Source organism: Candidatus Sphingomonas phytovorans (genome assembly GCA_029202385.1).
Taxonomy (GTDB): Bacteria; Pseudomonadota; Alphaproteobacteria; order Sphingomonadales; family Sphingomonadaceae; genus Sphingomonas; species Sphingomonas phytovorans.
In genome coordinates, this window is the sequence record CP119314.1 from 956,320 (window position 1) to 974,493 (window position 18,174).

An 18,174-nucleotide genomic window follows, 5' to 3' on the forward strand; every position below is an offset into this window, starting at 1 on the left:
ATTGAATAGCTACGGCGGATGCGGCAGCATCGGGATCGGCGGTTCCGACAAAAACGGAGCCAAAACTGACAATCGGGTGATCGTGCGATGACCGTCAAAGACCACGCTGCCGACGTTCAGCCGCGAGGGACGCACCCGGAGATCGAGGTTGGCATCCTGCTTTATCGTGGCTGCCAGTCGGCGATGGTCCATGGCATGACCGATATGCTGGTTACAGCCGGCGACTTTTCCCTGTCGCGCGGTGGGCAGGCGTTGCGGTTGAGCCATTGGTCGCCCGACGAAGCTGGCGAGTTCGATCGTAGCCACGACACTCATCCAGGCGTTGACGGCTTCCCCGACATCATCGTCGTACCGGGGCGACTATCTGGCCCAGTAACCACAGAGGAAGCCGTGCCGTTCGCGCGCTGGCTAACGGCGCAGCACGCGCGTGGGGCGGTTCTGGCGTCCAGTTGCGGTGGCGCTTTCCTGCTGGCTGAGACCGGACTTCTCTCCGGGCGATCCGCGACCACCCACTGGATGTTCGCTGACCTTTTGCAGACCCGCTTTCCCGACCTCAAGGTCGAGCCAGGGAAGATTGTGATCGACGATGGCGACATCATCACGGCCGGCGGATTGATGGCCTGGACCGATCTTGGCATGCGCCTGATCGACCGCCTGCTCGGTCCGAGCATCATGGTCGAAACCAGCCGCTTCTTCCTGGTCGATGCGAGCGGGCGCGAGCAGCGCCACTTCGGCAGCTTCGCCCCTCGGCTGACGCATGGTGACGAGGCGATCCTGAAGGTCCAGCACTGGCTGCAAGCCAAAGGCGCGCGCGCGGTCAATGTGGCTGACATGGCGCGAGAGGCGGGACTGGAGGAGCGCACCTTCCTGCGACGGTTCAAGGCAGCCACCGGCACCAAACCTACGGAATATGCCCAGTGCGTACGGATGGAAAAGGCGCGCGAGTTGCTCCAGTTCACGAAGCGTCCGATAGACCAGGTCTCATGGTCGGTCGGGTATGAGGATACCACGGCCTTCCGCCGGGTCTTTAACCGGGTGGTGGGATTGGCGCCGGGGGACTATCGGCGACGGTTCGGAGCCGATCAGACAGCTTCCGCGGCAGCCTGACGTCGGTTCACTAGCCGCAACCCCGGGGAGGGGGCATGCCTAGCGGCTCATTTCATGCGCGACCAGTGGCGCTATGGCTGACAGGACAGAAAGCGCTGGAAATGGATGAGATACGCCCGATCCACCGCGCGCGCTGATCACCAATAAATCGCTCTTTACAAAAACCGAATGATCGTCATCAGTTCGAGCTTGGCGTTCGCGGGGTTTGGTCGATGCGCGTTTGGGCGTTATCGTTTTACACACTTTTCTGCGCATCGCCGGTCTTCGCGCAAGTTCCGGAACCGCTGGCATTGGACTATCGGTCCGCGCAGGACAGGCTCCTCCAGCGCTCCGATGCGATCGAGGCCTCCGCCGCAAATCTGCGTGGCAAAGAAGCGCAGGAAGGCGCAACGCGCACGCTCGGTCGGCCCGATGTGGATGTCGAGGCGCAACTGCTCGAGTATCAGAAGACCCTTTATCTCCCTCTGGGGTCACTGGCGCCGGTCGCTGAATCGTTCGGCATTCGCGATCCGCTGAAGCTTCCAGCAGGAACGGACCGTCGACGCGGCCGATCGTCACCGCCACCTTGCCGCTCTATGCCGGCGGGCAGATTTCAGGGACTCAGGCCGGCGCGCGTGCTCAGGTCGCGCAGGCCAGGGCCGATCGGGATATCGCGGTGGACAACGCGGTCGTCCAGCTCGTGCAGGCCTATTACGGCCAGCAACTGGCCGGACGCGCGCATTGGGCGTCCGCCGCGATGTGCTCGACGGGCTCAACCGCCACGTCGCCGACGCCGACGAAGCTGGAACAAGCGCGCTTCATCAGCCGGGCGCAGCGCCTTCAGGCTGAGGTGGCGCGAGACGATGCGGCGCGTGAATATGAGAAGGCGATCTCAGACCTCGGCACCGCCAATGCGGCGCTGGCCGGGATGCTGCGGGTGCCGGCCGGCGTGCATCCGGTCAGCCCGCTCGGCGTCAACTCGCGCCCGCTGGAACCGCTCGACACATTCAAGGCGGCGGCGCTCGACGCTCATCCGCAGCTCGCGCGGTTGAAGGCGCTGGAGGATCAGGCGCAGCGCCGGGGTGACGGTCCAGCAATCGAAGCTGCGACCCACGATCTATGGCTTCGGCCAGTATAATTTCGACCGGCGCAACTCGCTGCTGACCGATCCCGACTGGTCGGCCGGCATCGGCCTCAAATACAAGCTGATGTCCGGCGCTCGGCCGGCGGCAACAGGTTGACGCAGCCCGCGAGACGGTGGCGCAGGCGGAGGCCGGGCTGCGCGAGGCGCGCACTCAGCTCGAGATTGGCGTGACCAAGGCATGGGGCGAGACGGAGGCGGCGCGCAGGCGCTTTCTTCTGCTCGACAGCGCGCTTGTCTCGGCGGAGGAGAATCTGCGGCTCCAGACGCTTTCCTATCGCGAGCAGCAGACCACCTCGCTCGACGTGATCGACGCGCAACTCGGGCCTCGGCCGGGCCCGCATACAGCGCGCCCAGGCGGCCAATGATTATGTCCAGGCGCTCGCGCAACTGCTCAGCATGAGCGGCCAGACGTCCCGGATGCCCGATTATCTCGCCCGCGCGGATAAGGTGATCCCATGACTGATACCGCGATCGATGACGAAACCCCCGGCCTCGCCAGGCGGCGGCGCCCGATCGCGCTGATCGGTGCGCTGGTCGTCGCGGCGTTGCTCGCGCTCGGCCTGTGGCTCGCCTATCGCCCCGCGCCCGACCAGATCCAGGGCATGGTTGACGCCCGCGAGGTGCGCATCACCAGCAAGGTGACGGGTCGCATCGCAGCCTTCCATGTCGAGGAAGGGCAGGCGGTGAAGGCAGGACAATTGCTTTACACGCTCGACAGTCCGGAGGTTGTGGCCAAGTCGGAACAGGCGGGTGGTGTGCTGGCCGCGGCGCAGGCGGTGGAGAGCAAGGCGGACGAGGGCGCGCGGCCTGAAGATATCCGCGCGGCGGAGGCGCAATGGCGCCGTGCGCACAGCCGCCGCCGATCTGGCGCAGCACTACATCCGCGTACGCACCCAGCGGCTCTACCAGCAAGGGGTCATCGCCGGGCAGAAGGCCGACGAAGCCCGCACCAACGCTGTCGCTTCCGTTGAGCAGGCGAAGGCGGCGCGCGCGCAATATGATCTCGCGCTGGCCGGCGCGCGACGGCAGGACAAGGCGGCGGCGAGCGGGCAGGTGCAGCAGGCGCGCGGCGCCGTGGCGGAGGTCAAGGCCGCCGCCGACGAGACCCGCGTCCTCGCCCCGGCCGACGGCGAACTCGGCAAGACGGCTCGCCCAGCCCGGCGAACTGGTGCCGCAGGGCTTCCCGGTGTTCGTCCTCACCGACACCGCGCACCCGTGGGTGACGCTCAACGTGCGCGAGGACCAGCTCCACGGGCTGGCGTTCGCGGCAAGGAGACTCGAGGGCGACGATCCCCGCGCTCGAGCGACCGCCGCGTGACGCTTCCGCGTGAGTCTACACCGCGCCGGCCGGCGATTTCGCGACATGGCGCGCGACTCGGCAATCGAGCGGGTTCGACATCAAGAGCTTCGAAGTCCGCGTCGTGCCAGTCGTGCCGGTCGAGGGGCTGCGGCCTGGCATGACCGTGTTGTTCGACTGGCCGGCATAATCGGCGTGGGAGGCGCCTTCGGCAGCTCACTAGCGCCGGGAACTGCGTTTTCTCGCTACTCATTTCTGGGATCTGGCGCTGGTGACATGGGTGCCGCTGCTGCTGATGGCGGTGGTGGCGGTCCAGCTTTCCTCGGGGGTGATGCGCGGCCTGCCGATCGTGGTGGTCGATGAGGACGGCACGGCCGTCTCGCGCGAGTTGACGCGGCGGCTGGACGCCGCGCCAGGGCTTCGCGTCGCGCGCGCCCGGCCGGCAGACATGCGTGCGGCCGAGCGCATTGGTGCGATCGCAACCGCGCTTATGCCGTGGTGCTGATCCCGGCGAATACCGAACGGGCGGTGTTGCGCGGTACGACCGGCAGCGTCACCACCTTCTACAATGCCAGCTACTCCACCCCCTCGGGCGCGGCGCTGCGCGAGGTGGGCAATGTCGTGCAGGGCTATGCCGCGACGCTCGCCGCCACACAGACCGCCGCGACCGTCGGCCCGGGCAAGGTACGCCGTCCGCCGGTCGCCGCGCAAAGCGCCGTGCTGTTCAACCCGCAGGGCAGCTACGAACTGCAACTCGTTGCGCTGATCCATCCCGCGTTGCTCCATCTCATCTTCATGGTCGCAGTGGCCAGCGCGCTGGGCCGCGAACTGCGGGACGGCACGATCGGCGCATGGATCGGCGGCGATACGCCGGTACGGGCGACTGCCGCCGTCGCGGGAAAACTTGCGCCCTATCTCGCGATCTTCACGGGCTGGGGGCTGCTGGCGATCGGCTATCTCGCCGCGCTGCGCGGCTGGCCGGTCGCGGGGAGCGTTGCGCTGCTGCTCGCCGGCTATGTCGCGATGTACCTCGCCTATATCGGCGTGACCCTGCTGATCGTCGGGCTGACGCTGACGATGAGCAAGGCGCTCTCGGTCGCGGGACTTTACGCCGGTGCCTCCTTCGCTTTCGCCGGCGCGATCTTCCCGGTCGAATCGGCGTCCGCCTTCGCGCGATTGTGGAGCGCGCTGCTGCCCTATTCGGCCTTCGCCAAGCTGCTGGCCGAACAATGGATCATGGGCGCGCCAGTCGGCCAGTCGCTGTGGCAGGCGCTGGCGATGCTCGCCTTCCTGCTGGTCGGCGGCTGCGTGGGTCTGCCACGGTATCTGGCGGCTGCGCGACGGTCGGAAACATGGGGCCGGCGATGATCGCCCGCGCCTTCCTCGCCACGTTCCGCGCGATCTTCGCCGATCAATCCGCCCTCATGTTGTTGATCGGATCGTGCATCGTCTACGCCTTCTTCTATCCGTCGGCCTATTCCGGCGAGGTGCCGGTCAGGATGCCGGTGGCGGTGGTCGACATGGACCATAGCGGCACCAGCCGCTCGCTGGAGAATCGCCTCGGCGCGGTGCAACAGGCGGAGATTGTCTCGCGCCCTCCTTCGCCTGCCGCAGCGCTGCGCCAGCTCCGGGAGCGACAGGTCAGCGCCATCGTCGTGATCCCGGAGGGGTTCGAGCGGCGCATCCTTTCGGGAGGTCAGGGGGTAGTCGCACTCTATGGCAACGGCGCCTATCTCCTGCGCACCTCGACCGCATTGGCCGGCGTCGGAGCGGTCCTCGGCGCGGTGGGACGCGAGGCGGCTGCCGATCAGGCGATGGCGCAGGGGGCGCCCGCGCCGGCCCCGCTTGCGATGATCCAGCGTCCGCTGTTCAACACCCGGGAAGGCTATGGCAGCACGATCTTCCCCGGCGTCGCTTTTCTGATCATCCAGCAAACCTTGCTCATCGGCCTCGCCATGCTCGCCGCAACGATGCGCGAGCAGCAAGGCACGCCCAGTCTCGATCCGCGCAGCCTGTTCGGCATCGCACTTGCCTTCTTCGTCATCGGCTGCGCGAACATCGCGTGGTTCACTGGCTTCGTCTTCTGGTTCCAGGATTATCCACGCGCGCAGGCTGATCCGATAGCATTGATCGTCTCCGCCACACTGTTCGTGGCGGCAACCGTGGCGGGAGCATTGGCGCTCGGCAGCTTCTTCCGCACGCGCGAGCGGCCGATCCAGCTCTGGATCGTCACGTCCGTCCCGATCTTCTTTCTTTCCGGCCTGTCATGGCCGATGGAAGCGACACCGCAGTGGCTGACGCTCATTGCCCGCCTGCTGCCGACGACACCGGGCATTCGCCTGATGGTCGGCATCAACCAGATGGGTGCGACTCTGGATGAGCAACGCGGCGAACTGGTCAATCTCGCACTGCTGATACTTCTCTACGGCGGCATCTCTGTTCTACGGTACCGAAGGACGGGAGCGCGGCAGATTTGAGGGCGCGAGTTTGACAGCGCGAGCGCCTCCCGCCGGGCGTGTATATGGTCCTGGCGACATCGCTCTCCTTGCCGTTCAAAGCTTCCATCCCAGCTCGATGCCGACCTGCCGGGATCGTCCGACCGGCGCGTACCAGTTGCCATCGTTGCCGAAGGCGAGGTTACGGAAGGCGAGGCCGGTGGCGCGGCGGACATCAGTGAGATTGTCGACGAAGAGGCGCGCCGCCCAATGATCCTTCTCGTAACCGGCTTGCAGGCCGATCGTCTGCGTTGCCGGCTGCACCGCCTGGCCCAGGCTCTCGAGCGACTCCTTGCCGGTCAATGACAGTTCGGCGCGCGCGAAGAGGCCATTCCGGGTCTGGTAGCGCGCGGCGAGATAGCCGTCATAGGCTGGCACCAGCTTGACCCGCCGTCCGCGGACGTTGGTCGTCGCGTCCACCTGAAGATTGCGATAGCGCGCATCGGTATAGCCCATATTGGCGGTCAGCGTCAGGCCGCGCACCGGCTCGGCGGAGGCCTCGAGCTCGAAGCCCTTGCTCTCGATCGACGCGTTCGAGCCGATATAGTCGGACGAGATGATCCGCCCGGACGGGTCGGTCGCGACCTGGATTTCCTGCCAGTTGCTGGCACGGATGAAGAAACCCGCGGCGGCCAGCCGTATCCGACCATCGGCGGAGCGCCATTTGAAGCCGCCTTCGTGGCTCCACATCGTTTCCGACCGGAATCGTAGCACGTCGTTGGGCAGATCGGCCTGAGCCGCGGTCAGGTTGAAGCCGCCCGGTATATAGCCCTTCGCACTGCTGGCGTAGAGACTGAGCTGCGGCGACGCCTTGTAGCGGATCGAGAAGCGCGGCAGCACCGCGTGGAAATCCCCGGCAAGTGAAGCATCGCGATAGAGGAACAGGTTGCCGCCGCCGAGATCGATCTGCCCGGCATTCTGCTGTGCTGCCCGATGCGCGGAATCGTAGCGGATGCCCGTGCCCAGGGTCAGCTTGGGCAGGAAGACCGGGGACCAGTTGGCCGAGGCGAACACGCCCCAGTCGCGCGAATGGGCGAATTGGAAGGGCGCGGGCTTGTAGGAATCGACCGTGCCCGGCCCGACGAACGTGGTCTGGAAACGGTCGGAATCCTCGCGATAATGCGTGATGCCGATGATATAGTTGAATGGCTTGCCGGCCGGTGATGCGAAGCGCACCTCTGCATTCCAGAAATTACGGTTCTTGTAGTCCTGGCCGGCGGCGGTGGGCAGAGCGGTGAAGTCGAAATCGAGGCCCTTCGCATTGCTGCGATATTGGCGGTAGGACAGCGCCACGTCGATCTTGCCATAACCGGGATCATAGCTCGCGCTGAGCCCGCTCACGATCTCGCGCTGCACGGTGCGCTTGGGCGCGTCGTTGATATAGCTGTACCGGCCGATTCGCCGTCCGCCATTATACGCATCGGCATAGGTGCGATTGTAGAGATCGACGTCGAGCGGCACATATTCCTGGTCGAAGATGCCGGGCGCGAGCTTGGACAGGATATAGGCGGTGCCATTGACGGTCAGCCGGTCGGTCGGCTGCCAGCGCAGCCGGCCCTGCAGGAACAGCTCGCGCAGGCTGCCCCGGGGTTGGCCGGGCTGAAGATTGCGCAGGAAGCTGTCGGCCTGTCCCGCTTTGAAGGCGATGGAGCCGGCCAGCCGGTCGCCGGCCAGCGGCCCCCCCACGAACCCGTCCACCGTGCCGCCCATGCCATGCCCGAAGGCGGTGCCGGTCGCGCGCGCTTCAGCCACCAGATGGTCGGTGGGCGCACGCGTATTGATGACGATCAGGCCGGATTCGCTGTTGGCGCCGTACAGGGTCGCCTGCGGACCGCGCAGCACCTCGACCGATTCCACCTGATTGAGCACCGCGTTCGACAGCTCGCGGAACGGGATGCCGTCGATATAGACCGCCGCGCGATTGACGATGAACGGATTGGATTCGATGCCGCGGATCGAGATGAAGGTGCTGCCAAGCTGCCCGCTTTCATTGAACTGCACATTGGGCACCACGGCGTCGAGCTGCCGCACGTCGCGGATGCGCGCCTCATCCAGTGCCTTTCGGTCGAGCACCGTCACCGACATGTCGGCATCCTGAAGCCGGGTGTCACGGCGTGTGCCGGTGACGATGATGTCGCTGGGGGGACTGACGGCGGGCGTGCTGACATCCTGGGCGAAAGCAGGGCGAGCGAGCGTGCAAGCGATGAGAAGGGCGGAACTCGAATAAAGACGTTGGCGTTGCATGGTTCCCCGAACGGCGATTGTTGAGAATGATTCTTATGGTATAATGTCTCATGATTGATTCACCGCTCCGATCCGGGATAAATTGCTCCGATCCGGGATTTAAGGGCAGGATCGCTGCCGATCGCGCCGGAATCGAGGCCCACGCGGCGGCGGATGGGGATGTGCATCGCCTGCCGGATGGTGCGGGCCTGCTGGTGCGGGCGCATTATCCAGCGTTCGAAGGACCGATCGCCAATGGTCCGCATTTGCGGATCGGCCTGTGCCTGGGCGGCCACACGCGATTGGTGCAGCGGGTAGGGGGCGCCCGGCTCGAAGGCGTATGGCGGCCTGGCACGTTGACGATCACGCCGCCGGATCGTTCAGGCATGGCGGCATGCGATACGGCGCGGATGATTGGCCTGGCGATCGTCCCCGATACGGCAATCGTGACACAGCCGATCGATCCCGGTCGCCTGGAGCAGCAGGCATGCCATTTCCACGAAGATCCGTTGCTGGCCTCGGTCCTGACCGCCCTCCACCACGAGGCCGACATCCACGGCGCTTCCACGGCGTTCTTCGAGCACGGGATCGCGTTGATCCTGCGACGGCTGTTGGAACTGGACACGCCACAGCGAGCGGGCAGGCGCACGCACCCCCTGTCGCATGCTCGGCTCAACCGTGTCCTTGCCTATGTCGATGCCCGGCTCGGCGACAAGCTGTCGGTCGTAGACCTGGCGGCTGTCGCCGGCATGGATCCCAGCGGGTTCACCAGAGCATTACGCGCACGGACCGGGCTCGCGCCCTATGCGTGGCTGACCGGTCTGCGCATGGAACGTGCGGCGCAGCTCATTGTGTCGGGGATGCCGATCACGCAGGTGGCAAGCCATGTTGGTTATTGGAACGCCGGCAAATTTGCCGCGGCGTTTCGTCGTACGCTCGGCTATTTGCCGTCGGCCGCCGCGGCCTGATACGCCTCCTATCGTGCATGAGGATGGCATCGCGATGCAGGACCGAATCCCGAGGAAGTCGGTGTGGTGCAGTTGCGGGAATCCAACCCGTGATCTTCGGTGTACGAAATCGCTGCTCTACCAACAGAGCTAATCCGATAACCGCCCGACAGTCGCAGAAATCGGCGGATTTTTTAGAGTATCGAATTTTGATTGCTGATCGGCAAGGCAAATCCGGGCACAAATTGACGGCATGGCTGCATAGCCACGGCGCCACACACAAAGAGCGCCGCCTGATAAGGGCGGCGCTCCATTACGAAATGGTAAAACATTGTTACTTTGCGCCAGTGCCGGGCTTCGTCGTTTTGGGAGCCTTGCCATCCTCGATGCGGCCCTCGTTGCGAAGGTCTCGGCCCTCCTGGGCCTTCTTCTTGCTCTCCGGCGATTTGCCGTGCTCGAAGGCTTCCTCCTTCACGAAACCAGCGGCCTCCTTGATCTTGCCTTCGACGCTCATGATACTCTCCTCAAATCTCAGAGTTGCCCGCCTGGGTCATCAACCCGGCGCATCGAAGGTCGTTCCCAGCGTCGTGCCTCACCCGTCGATCTATTTCTCAGCTGCGGAAGCTATTGATCTTGTGTGCTTCGCCGCACTTGGCCAACCTGCTGCTTCATGAAGGCGCCTAAACCGCGACATTGGTTTCTGCTGGCGGTGCTGACTGTCGCCCTGTTTCCCGCCATCTGGTTCATCATGGCCTATGCCGGATTACCGCGGTTGTGGAGCCGCCATGAGCACAAGCTGATGGCGGACAGGCACCAACTGGTTTCCTACACTTCACAAGATATTCCGGGCGATCCCATAAATCTGAGGATCAGGGGATCGAAATCCGAGATCATCTGCGCTTTCTCTCAGGGAGGCTGGACAAGTGCGGATGACGTCACGGTGGGTTCCGGTTTGAAGATCGCGGAAAGCGTCGTGTTCCATCGACCCTATCCGCAAGCGCCGGTCAGTCCGCTCTACGTCGCTGATCGGGAGGAAGACCTTGCGTTCGAGCGGGAGGAAGGCAAAAGCGCAGACAAGCGTCACCATGTCAGGCTGTGGCGCATCGGTGACGAAGATTGGCTGGCTGCGGCAAGCTTCGACCGGGGTGTCGGCCTCAGCCTGTTCACGCTGCAGATTACGCATCGTATCGGACCTGATGTCGATCGCGAACGTGACATGATCGGCACCCTGCTCCTGAACAACGGCGGAAAGTTTCTGGGCACCGTGGGATCGGGCGTTCGGGGCGGCGTGTGGCACCGCAACGGCGGTGGGAATCGCTATCGCACTGACGGGGTCGTCAAGGTTTTCGCTGCCGGACAAACCTGCAAGCTATGACATCTGAGCGGATGACCGGCAAAGGCTGCTCCAGGTAGGGTAAGGGGCGTTGGGTCCGATCGACTCTGACGATGCGATGATCGGCCTTCTGCAGCGCGATCGCATCCCGCCTGTCGCCAACAATGGACGGCTCCCGTCATCGCGCGAATGAGAATCAAGCGTTTGATTTCAAACTATAGATTGATCTGGAACGCGTTGTGCCAGCGCCGTTCAGCAGCAATGACGCGTTCGAGGTTGGCGGTCCAGGCGAACGGTTTCGGGTACCGAGTCCACTCTCCGCGTAAGAAAAGCCGAAGTCGTTGTTTTACAAGTACGAAATTTATGCGGCTTGCAATGTTGGAAATGATTTGTTCTCTATATGTTCCAGTTGGCGCGTTGGCCTTTTCTGGAAACCGGAGTTACAATCATGCAGATTATAGGACCTAATCAGCTCGTCTTCGCCAATGGATCGACGCAGAAAGACCTGGCGGTGACGACATCGGGCGCTACCGGCTCGGTCGGCTTTACTGTCACCCAAATTCCCGCGCAGATCGCCTCTGTTCGCAAGACTGCAGCTTCGGCGCCGCTTGCGGTTGGCGCTACCCTGACGTCTGCTGAAGCGGCAAACCTGGTTGTGACGCGCCCTGGTGGGACCGGAAGTTACGGGCCGACCATTCAGGCCTCGTCGGTCGTCGGGTTGAGGACGCGGGTGTTTGCGTCGGGCACCACGGCGCCTGCGTTCACGGTCGGCGATGCCACGTTCGTGCAGGCGATCAAGGACGGCAATATGTGGTTCCCGAATTTTCCGAGCGGCGGAACGGGGACGCTGACAGTCGACATGCTGTTCGACATCGGCACGGCGATGACCTTGGGCAAGGTCGTGGATTGGGTCATGAGCCTTAATTATGGCGGCCAAACCACTGACCAGTGGACCGGTATAACCGCAGTCGCCCTGGCAAGCACCGACGGGGTGACGATCGCGACGCTCGATGCCCTGACGATCACGCCTGACGCCGCCGATCAATTTGGTCAGAAGAAGCTGAACGGCACCGTAAACGGCGCCACAAGCGGTCGGTGGGTCGGCATTCGTCTGCTTAACGTGCCGATCAAATATCCGTTTATCGTCAAGGCGCTTGGGGTCCAGGCGCAGACCGGCAGCGGTTCGATCCCGCTACTGGCGAACCCCGTCTATTTTGGCGTCCACGCGGTCGAAAGCTCGGGCTCGGGAGCGTCAATCTCCGCAAGTTCCGTGGTTGGTGTCAAGACCCGGGTCTTCCAGCCTGGCGGCTCGACGCCGGCGCTGAGCGATGGCGGCTCGGTCGGTGTCCAGGCGGTGAAGGACAATAATTACTGGATTCCGAACTATCCCGGCAGCGCAACCGGGCCGGTTACGGTTGATATGATCATGGATGTCGGCTCGGCCGTCGCGCTCGGCCAGATTGGCGATTTCCTGATGAGTGTCGGTTATGGCGGTGAGACCAGCGATCGCTGGACTGGCATCACCGCAAAGGCGCTTATCAGCACTGACGGCGTTACCGTGACCGCGCTGAACACGCTGACCATCGCAAACGGCGCGACCGAACCGTTCAGCAACAAGAAGATCAGCGGAGCGGTGACTGGTGCTTCTCCTGCGCGCTGGCTGGGGATCCGGCTCGAAAATGTCGCAACGTCTCTCTATCCATTGATTCTGGAGGGCTTTGGCGCACAATCGGGCGGCGCCGGTGCCGGCGCTACCGCCGACTTCACCGTTGCGATCGGCGACAGCTCAACCGACTTCGGCACGACGCAGCCCCCGATGGGCAGCATAACCGTCTACGGCGATCCCGGCACGCGTTTCCCCCTCGATATCTATCTGCCGAGCCCGGCCGCCAGCTATACGCTGACCGTCCCCGCAGGGTTGTCACTCGTCGAACGGACATCGACGACGGTGACGACAACGACGGGTTCAGCCTATCCGCTCGGCAACGCGACGGGGCCGTTCTCCCCGACCCAGACTGGCGGGGGGGCCACCAGTGCCCAAATCGCGATCATCGGGTCGGGCAAGAGCTTCGACGGGACTTTCCTCAATCTGGCCGCAGGCACCTATCTCGCCAGTCCCGCGCTTGGATTGAATGTTCCGACCAGCCCCGACGCCAGCAAGACGCAGGCGCCGATGGGCATGACCCTCAAGTTCGTCGGCATCATCCCGGCCAATAGCTATGTTGTCGCTTCGGTCTATTCCTACGGCGAAGGAGGTATGACCCTGTTCGGCAACTCGACCGCGGGTACGGTCGTCATTCGCATCGAACGCAATGGCACGATACAGGAGTTCACGAGCAGCGCTGCCTTTTCGAACACGCAGTCCGAGGATGTCTCGGTCCGCTATACCGACAATGCGAGCGGCGCGGGCGGGACGATCGTCTTTCTCCGGGCCGGCGTGCAAGTCGGTCCGGCGCAAACGACCACGATCAAGCCCCGTCTTACCGCCTCGGCGGCGATGGAGAGCAACGCGCTGACCGGGAACACCGCCGGGGGCACGGCGCTCAAGATCAGGAATCTTGGCTTCACATTGGATGTCCTCACGCCCAGCTACAGCTATGTCCCGGTCGGTTCGGGCGTTGCCTCGGCAACGCGCGTGCAGAATCTGTACGTGGACGCGACGGGCGTCTCGACACCCCAAGCTGCGAAAACCGTCACGTACCAGCCGAGCGGTGGAGCGGCGCAAGGCGTAGACGTTGTAGTTGGGCCGTTGGTGGTCGCCGCGGGATCCGCCTATCGTGCGGTGCTGGAGGATTGGTCGACGGGTGCTGCGGTCAGCCACGCCAATATTCTCGTCATGACCAAGCCCGCGCGCCAGAATTGCCGGTTTGAAGATGCGCAACTCTACAGCCTCCAGGCACCATGGACCGAATGCCTGCCGCAGGGCCCGGTGCCCGTGATCAACAACATCGCTTATTATTGCGAAGCGGTGCGCGTGGGCAGCTACGTTCAGTTCCAGTTCGGGTACGACTGGACGCCTGCCACCATGCCCAGCAATCCCTTTGGCGATCCGACCGGCAAGGAAAGCTACATGGTTCCGCACAAATGGCGGATCGAGGATAGCGCCGGCAACCTCATCGCGCGGGTCCAGCGTCCCGATGGCGGCGCGCTGAACGGCACTGATATCCCGCGCATCTTCGCGGGAAGCTATGACGGCAACGGTGCGGCGATCACCAACGCGACCAACAAATGGTACCCGCATGGCACCGTCCGTTCGGGTGTGATCTGGCGGTCCGGAACCCCGACTGCCTATACCCAGGCGGTCATTACCGCTCAGTTGCCGAGATATGATCTGACCGTTCCTTACGCGATGCACACCGGTTACTCGAACAATGGCGGTGACCTGCGGATTCTTGGCAATGATCAGCTGAACGGCTTCGGCAACACGCGCGTCATGTCATATGAGCCGAGCAACTACGCAACGCTGACTCCGCAAGTCAACGTGACGCAGGACCCTTATCGCGCGTCGCTCTATTCGGGGAATTCGCTCGCGGCGGTCGCGTCGACCTGGCTGCGGTATACGCCGTTCAATCAGATGGGACGTTCGCCGATCACCGGGCCCGGCGGCGTGCGTGACGACCGCGCGGCGATCGCCGAGCCGGTTGCGCAATATATGTATGACATCACGGCCAGCAGGCCGCATGATGCGAAACCCTATGGAGTAATCGCGCTCGATTTCGTCACCGGCTATGTCAGCGATCCGTATCACTGCTTCGAGGCAGGGCGCTGCGTGCCATTGTTCAAGGGTGCCAATGCGACGCGGGTCATTACGTTGCGCAACCACTATTATGGACCCGGAGAAGCCTCGACGCCGGCAGATCGCGCCTATTACATCCAGGGCGGTCCCACCTACACATTGGTCGCGTCGCAGAACCCCTTCCGAACCTATGTGCCATCAAAGGGCTCGGCGGCGGACAAGCCCTATTTCGGCACCAACGAGATCGATGCGGCCCACGCGCACCAATTTCCGCACTGGGGTTCGATGCTTTGGCAATCGCCGGAGTTTGCCTTTCTGGGCCACAAGATGTGGGATCAGGATCGGCTCTACTGGAATATCATCATCGCCGAGCCGTCGGCAACGCGGTGGGCCGAGCGGGACGGGGCGTGGCAGTTTCTCCATGCGGCGCTCGCCTGGAAGACGGCCTCCTCCAACTCCGACCGTCTCTATAGCCGGGCTGAGGTGATCGCCTTCGTCAGGCAGGACTTCGAATGGTTCAGCGACAATCACAAGACCTCGACGCCGGGCTTCGATAACCCGCCAACCAATGTCTATACTGGCGGACAGACCGACACCGCCAAGGTAGCCTATGCCGGTGCGTCCCGCTTCGGCGTGATGTTCCCTGTTGGCCCGGGCTTCGGCCAGCATGACTTCTTCGCCGGTTATTGGCTGACGGCCCTGTCGATCGGGGAAAAGCTCGGCTTCAATGCCGCGGTGCGTGCGGCATCGACGAAAGCGGGTGCCGTGCTCGACTTCCTGATCGCCAGGCACAGGCAGCGGGTCGTTGGCCGAATCAATCAGGCACCGCGCGCCAATCCGGGCGGTGGCGCCGACTATGAGTTCGTGATCTGGACACAGGCAGCGATCGCGGCTGCAAGCGGCACGGTCGCGTCACTGCCGCAAAACTACGCGGCGGTTGCGACGCAGAACGGGAACGGGCCGACATGGGACAAGATCATCGTGAGCGGCTCCACGATCGATCGCGACGGCCAGGGTCTCGACCAGTTGATTGCCGGGCCATCGCAACTCAAATATCAACTTGGCCTGTCCGGCTCGGATATCGATACGGCCCAGTCGACGGTTACCGGGTGGCGTAACCAAAAAAAGAGCGAGCAGGCAGCACTCGGTGTCAATGCCGGATCGAGCTGGTTCAAATATCTGAACGCGATCAATAATCCCGCCATCAGCTAATATATCTCACATATGGAACGGCAGGGCCGATGCTTCGCAAGGAGCATCGGCCCTGTGCCTTCAGGCATGGCCACTTGCCGGAAGATATTGCGATTAGGAATTTTTCAAGCGCCGGCTCCTAGGACAGCCCTATGCTCTACGGGGGTCATGTTCGGCGAACTTTCGCACTGGGGCTGCTACTGGGGCTTGCCGCCCTTGCGCTTGCCGGCATGACTGGCGGATTGTCGCGCAGCTTCCTCGATCCCGATGAATCCGCGCATTATGTCAACACGCTCTTCATCGCCGATTGGCTGCGCGCCGGCTTGCCAGCGCCGATGACCTTCGCGCGGGACTTTTACGCGCACTTTCCCAAGCTTTCGATCGGTCATTGGCCGCCGGGCTGGTATGCGCTGCTCGCACCGCCATTCGCGATCATGCGGCCCTCACCATTCGGCGCCGCAATGATAAGCGCGTTCATTGCCGGTCTGCCGGCCGTTCTGACTGGCTGGGGACTGTTCCGGTCGGGCGCACCGCGCCTCGCCATCGCGGCGGCTTTCGTCGTGCTGTTACTGCCGCTGACGGTGGAAAGCGCGCGCTATTTCCTGCTTGATCAGCCGGTGGCGCTTGTCGTCGGCGTTGCCGCGATCGCCTGGCTCGCCGCTGCTGAACATCCCTCCTGGAGGCGCTACGCGCTGTTCGGCGCGCTCGCGGTCTTCGCCACCCTGGTCAAGGGCAATGGCACGCTGGTCGTGCTCATCCCCGCGATCGAGATCGGCCTGTCGCGACGATGGAGGCTGCTTGCGGACAAGCGGCTCTGGACCGTTGGGGCGATCACCTTTCTCCTGATCCTGCCCTGGTATCTGATCTCCTTCCGTATCTCGGCCGGCGGCTTCAACTACCAGCCGGGATTCGCCTATGCTTGGGCCTCGCTTGCGACCAATTGCACGGCGGTCAGGGACAATATCGGCTGGGTAGGGCTGCTCCTCGCGTCGGTCGGGGCGATCCATGATTGGCGGGATCCCCGTTCTGGACCGGTCGTTAGAATCGCTCTCGCTACGATCCTGGCGACGTTGATCTTCCAGGCGGGCGTTCCGGTCGCACTGGCAGATCGCTATATTCTACCGTTGTTGCCATGGTGCGTTCTACTGGCGGCGCTGGGTGTCCGAACGCTGTGGAACGTTCATGGCCTGGGACGTCTTGCCGCCGCAGCAAGCGTTGCCCTCGCTTTCATCGTGCCAATCACGACCTTGATGCATGCGACCATCAAGCCTGATCTAGGGGCTCCGGCGATTGCGCGAGCAATGGTCAATAGGCCGGGCGTCTGGCTGGTCGACGGCCGCGCGGGCGGTGAGGGCGCGGTGATCGCCGCTGCTGCCTATGCCGATGGCGGCCGACGCCGCATCTGGGTTGCGCGCGCCTCACAATGGCTGTCGACCAGCGACTTCATGGGGCGCGGGTACGCGCTGACCGCACGATCGCCGCGCGAAGCGAGCGCCATACTGGACCGGCTTGGTGTGCGCGGTGTCGTTCTTGTCGGCGAACGGAGCAAGCTCGCTTACCCGCACAGCGCTGTTCTCCAGCAAGCCCTTCGTCGATCGGCGTTTCATGGAAACACACGCCCATTCGCCGCCGGTCGTGGTGCTGCCCTCGTCGCCGCGCGGGACGCGCCGGTGGTTGCACGCCCAGATCTGCTCGCTGCCGGTAGCGGCTCGCGTAATTTTTCGATGATGACCGCCGGGACGCGATAAAGAGTCCGAACTAGTCGAATCGGTTCAGAAGCTCCCCACGGGTATTCCTGGGAAAGCCAGATGCGCATCACGGAGGCGCCGTTTCGGGTGACCGGTGCTGAATGGAGCCAGCGCGGGCCGCGACGTGGCGGGCCGAGGATCTCGTGACTGCGCGGTCAGACCCGGCACTTTCTCAGAGCTCGGTTCTGACTTTCCACAATTCGGGAAACAATACCGTGTCGAGCATGCGGCGGAGATAGGAAACGCCGCCCGTCCCGCCGGTTCCCGCCTTCAAACCAATGATGCGCTCAACGGTGGTGACGTGGTTGAACCGCCATCGGCGGAAATAGTCTTCGAGATCGATGAGCTTTTCGGCCAGTTCGTAAAGCGCCCAATGTTCTTCCGGGGCGCGGTAGATTCTCGCCCAGGCCGCAAGGACCTGCGGATTCTCCTGCCGTGAGGCGCGCCAGTCGGTCCGTTCAGCATCCGAGCCAATGTCTAAACCCGTCCGCGCCAGCAAGCGAAGCGTTTCATCGTACAGGCTCGGCGTGGCAAGGATCGCCTCCAGGAGCGCGGTGATGTCTTCCCGATGGGCATGCGGCTTGAGCATCGCGAGGTTGCGGTTGCCCAGGAGGAACTCGATTGCGCGATATTGATGCGATTGGAAGCCGGACGACTGGCCGAGTGAATCCCGGAAACTCGTATATTCGCTTGGCGTCATCGTCCGCAGGACGTCCCACGCGCTATTCAATTGCTCGAAGATGCGCGAGACTCGGGCGAGCATCTTGAACGCGGGTTGAAGATGATCGTCGCGGATCGCCCCGATCGCTGTGCGGAGTTCGTGTATCGCCAGTTTCATCCACAGTTCGGATGTCTGGTGCTGGATAATGAACAGCAGTTCGTCGTGCGCATCCGACAAGGGTGACTGGGCATCGAAGATGAGGTCGAGACGGAGATAGTCGCCGTAGGACATGCGGCCGTCAAAAGACATCTCT

At 63.5% G+C, this 18,174-nt stretch carries 18 protein-coding genes; 13 read left to right on the forward strand and 5 right to left on the reverse strand.

The features are described from left to right. Positions 1 to 9 precede the first annotated feature (9 nt). A complete protein-coding gene (locus P0Y59_04435) occupies positions 10 to 192 on the reverse strand; it encodes a hypothetical protein (protein WEK00948.1) in 183 nt (60 codons plus the stop codon). A 3-nt stretch (positions 193 to 195) separates the two neighbouring features. Between P0Y59_04435 and P0Y59_04440 the strand changes: the two genes are divergently transcribed. From P0Y59_04440 to P0Y59_04465, 6 genes are all read left to right on the forward strand, one after another. Beyond that, positions 196 to 1,107, forward strand: a complete 912-nt coding sequence (locus tag P0Y59_04440) for a GlxA family transcriptional regulator (GenBank protein WEK00949.1) — start codon at positions 196 to 198, stop codon at positions 1,105 to 1,107. A 565-nt stretch (positions 1,108 to 1,672) separates the two neighbouring features. Beyond that, positions 1,673 to 2,224, forward strand: coding sequence for a hypothetical protein (locus P0Y59_04445; GenBank protein WEK00950.1), 552 nt, complete (start codon positions 1,673 to 1,675; stop codon positions 2,222 to 2,224). Then, positions 2,169 to 2,327, forward strand: a complete 159-nt coding sequence (locus P0Y59_04450) for a hypothetical protein (GenBank protein WEK00951.1) — start codon at positions 2,169 to 2,171, stop codon at positions 2,325 to 2,327. The genes P0Y59_04445 and P0Y59_04450 overlap by 56 nt, the downstream gene beginning before the upstream one ends. Positions 2,328 to 2,343: 16 nt before the next feature. Then, positions 2,344 to 2,595, forward strand: a complete 252-nt coding sequence (locus P0Y59_04455; protein ID WEK00952.1) for a TolC family protein — start codon at positions 2,344 to 2,346, stop codon at positions 2,593 to 2,595. Positions 2,596 to 2,685: 90 nt separating this feature from the next. Further along, the gene (locus tag P0Y59_04460) at positions 2,686 to 3,201 is read left to right on the forward strand and encodes a biotin/lipoyl-binding protein (GenBank protein WEK00953.1); all 516 of its coding nucleotides are present in this window, start codon (positions 2,686 to 2,688) and stop codon (positions 3,199 to 3,201) included. Positions 3,202 to 3,398: 197 nt separating this feature from the next. Then, positions 3,399 to 3,548, forward strand: a complete 150-nt coding sequence (locus P0Y59_04465) for a hypothetical protein (GenBank protein WEK00954.1) — start codon at positions 3,399 to 3,401, stop codon at positions 3,546 to 3,548. Positions 3,549 to 3,563: 15 nt separating this feature from the next. On the opposite strand, the gene P0Y59_04470 is transcribed toward P0Y59_04465, so the two are convergent. After that, positions 3,564 to 3,689 (reverse strand): hypothetical protein, encoded by a 126-nt coding sequence (locus tag P0Y59_04470; GenBank protein WEK00955.1) that lies wholly within the window; start codon positions 3,687 to 3,689, stop codon positions 3,564 to 3,566. Positions 3,690 to 3,807: 118 nt separating this feature from the next. Between P0Y59_04470 and P0Y59_04475 the strand changes: the two genes are divergently transcribed. From P0Y59_04475 to P0Y59_04485, 3 genes are read left to right on the forward strand one after another with little or no spacing between them, the layout of a single operon-like run. Continuing rightward, positions 3,808 to 4,032: a hypothetical protein gene (locus P0Y59_04475; GenBank protein ID WEK00956.1), complete on the forward strand. Its 225-nt coding sequence runs from the start codon at positions 3,808 to 3,810 to the stop codon at positions 4,030 to 4,032. After that, positions 4,023 to 4,895, forward strand: coding sequence for an ABC transporter permease (locus P0Y59_04480; GenBank protein ID WEK00957.1), 873 nt, complete (start codon positions 4,023 to 4,025; stop codon positions 4,893 to 4,895). The genes P0Y59_04475 and P0Y59_04480 overlap by 10 nt, the downstream gene beginning before the upstream one ends. Then, positions 4,892 to 6,004 carry an ABC transporter permease gene (locus tag P0Y59_04485; GenBank protein WEK00958.1) on the forward strand — a complete coding sequence of 371 codons (1,113 nt, stop codon included), beginning with the start codon at positions 4,892 to 4,894 and terminating at the stop codon, positions 6,002 to 6,004. Before P0Y59_04480 ends, P0Y59_04485 begins: the two co-directional genes overlap by 4 nt. Positions 6,005 to 6,079: 75 nt before the next feature. On the opposite strand, the gene P0Y59_04490 is transcribed toward P0Y59_04485, so the two are convergent. Beyond that, the gene (locus P0Y59_04490; GenBank protein ID WEK00959.1) at positions 6,080 to 8,266 is read right to left on the reverse strand and encodes a TonB-dependent receptor; all 2,187 of its coding nucleotides are present in this window, start codon (positions 8,264 to 8,266) and stop codon (positions 6,080 to 6,082) included. A gap of 161 nt (positions 8,267 to 8,427) precedes the next feature. Between P0Y59_04490 and P0Y59_04495 the strand changes: the two genes are divergently transcribed. Beyond that, on the forward strand, positions 8,428 to 9,213 hold the full coding sequence (locus P0Y59_04495; GenBank protein ID WEK00960.1) for an AraC family transcriptional regulator: 786 nt from the start codon (positions 8,428 to 8,430) through the stop codon (positions 9,211 to 9,213). Positions 9,214 to 9,526: 313 nt separating this feature from the next. Here P0Y59_04495 and P0Y59_04500 read toward each other — a convergent pair whose 3' ends face one another. Beyond that, positions 9,527 to 9,706, reverse strand: coding sequence for a hypothetical protein (locus tag P0Y59_04500; protein WEK00961.1), 180 nt, complete (start codon positions 9,704 to 9,706; stop codon positions 9,527 to 9,529). A 156-nt stretch (positions 9,707 to 9,862) separates the two neighbouring features. On the opposite strand from P0Y59_04500, the gene P0Y59_04505 reads away from it, so the two are divergent. The 3 genes from P0Y59_04505 to P0Y59_04515 all read left to right on the forward strand — a co-directional run bounded on the left by P0Y59_04505 (position 9,863) and on the right by P0Y59_04515 (position 17,200). Next, positions 9,863 to 10,567, forward strand: a complete 705-nt coding sequence (locus P0Y59_04505) for an LssY C-terminal domain-containing protein (protein ID WEK00962.1) — start codon at positions 9,863 to 9,865, stop codon at positions 10,565 to 10,567. Positions 10,568 to 10,973: 406 nt separating this feature from the next. Further along, complete coding sequence (locus P0Y59_04510) at positions 10,974 to 15,473, forward strand: hypothetical protein (protein WEK00963.1); 4,500 nt, start codon at positions 10,974 to 10,976, stop codon at positions 15,471 to 15,473. Between the two features lie 131 nt (positions 15,474 to 15,604). Beyond that, complete coding sequence (locus P0Y59_04515) at positions 15,605 to 17,200, forward strand: glycosyltransferase family 39 protein (protein ID WEK00964.1); 1,596 nt, start codon at positions 15,605 to 15,607, stop codon at positions 17,198 to 17,200. A gap of 172 nt (positions 17,201 to 17,372) precedes the next feature. Here P0Y59_04515 and kynA read toward each other — a convergent pair whose 3' ends face one another. Further along, positions 17,373 to 18,170 (reverse strand): tryptophan 2,3-dioxygenase, encoded by a 798-nt coding sequence (gene kynA / locus P0Y59_04520; protein WEK00965.1) that lies wholly within the window; start codon positions 18,168 to 18,170, stop codon positions 17,373 to 17,375. Positions 18,171 to 18,174 lie beyond the last annotated feature (4 nt).

Bases quoted from the DNA above. Each gene is read 5' to 3' on its own strand.
- P0Y59_04485 (WEK00958.1), top strand. From the start codon at position 4,892: ATGATCGCCCGCGCCTTCCTCGCCACGTTCCGCGCGATCTTCGCCGAT.
- P0Y59_04460 (WEK00953.1), top strand. From the start codon at position 2,686: ATGACTGATACCGCGATCGATGACGAAACCCCCGGCCTCGCCAGGCGG.
- P0Y59_04515 (WEK00964.1), top strand. From the start codon at position 15,605: ATGCTCTACGGGGGTCATGTTCGGCGAACTTTCGCACTGGGGCTGCTA.
- P0Y59_04500 (WEK00961.1), bottom strand. From the start codon at position 9,706: ATGAGCGTCGAAGGCAAGATCAAGGAGGCCGCTGGTTTCGTGAAGGAG.
- kynA (WEK00965.1), bottom strand. From the start codon at position 18,170: ATGTCTTTTGACGGCCGCATGTCCTACGGCGACTATCTCCGTCTCGAC.
- P0Y59_04470 (WEK00955.1), bottom strand. From the start codon at position 3,689: ATGCCAGGCCGCAGCCCCTCGACCGGCACGACTGGCACGACGCGGACT.
- P0Y59_04435 (WEK00948.1), bottom strand. From the start codon at position 192: ATGGACCATCGCCGACTGGCAGCCACGATAAAGCAGGATGCCAACCTC.
- P0Y59_04510 (WEK00963.1), top strand. From the start codon at position 10,974: ATGCAGATTATAGGACCTAATCAGCTCGTCTTCGCCAATGGATCGACG.
- P0Y59_04440 (WEK00949.1), top strand. From the start codon at position 196: ATGACCGATATGCTGGTTACAGCCGGCGACTTTTCCCTGTCGCGCGGT.
- P0Y59_04490 (WEK00959.1), bottom strand. From the start codon at position 8,266: ATGCAACGCCAACGTCTTTATTCGAGTTCCGCCCTTCTCATCGCTTGC.
- P0Y59_04505 (WEK00962.1), top strand. From the start codon at position 9,863: ATGAAGGCGCCTAAACCGCGACATTGGTTTCTGCTGGCGGTGCTGACT.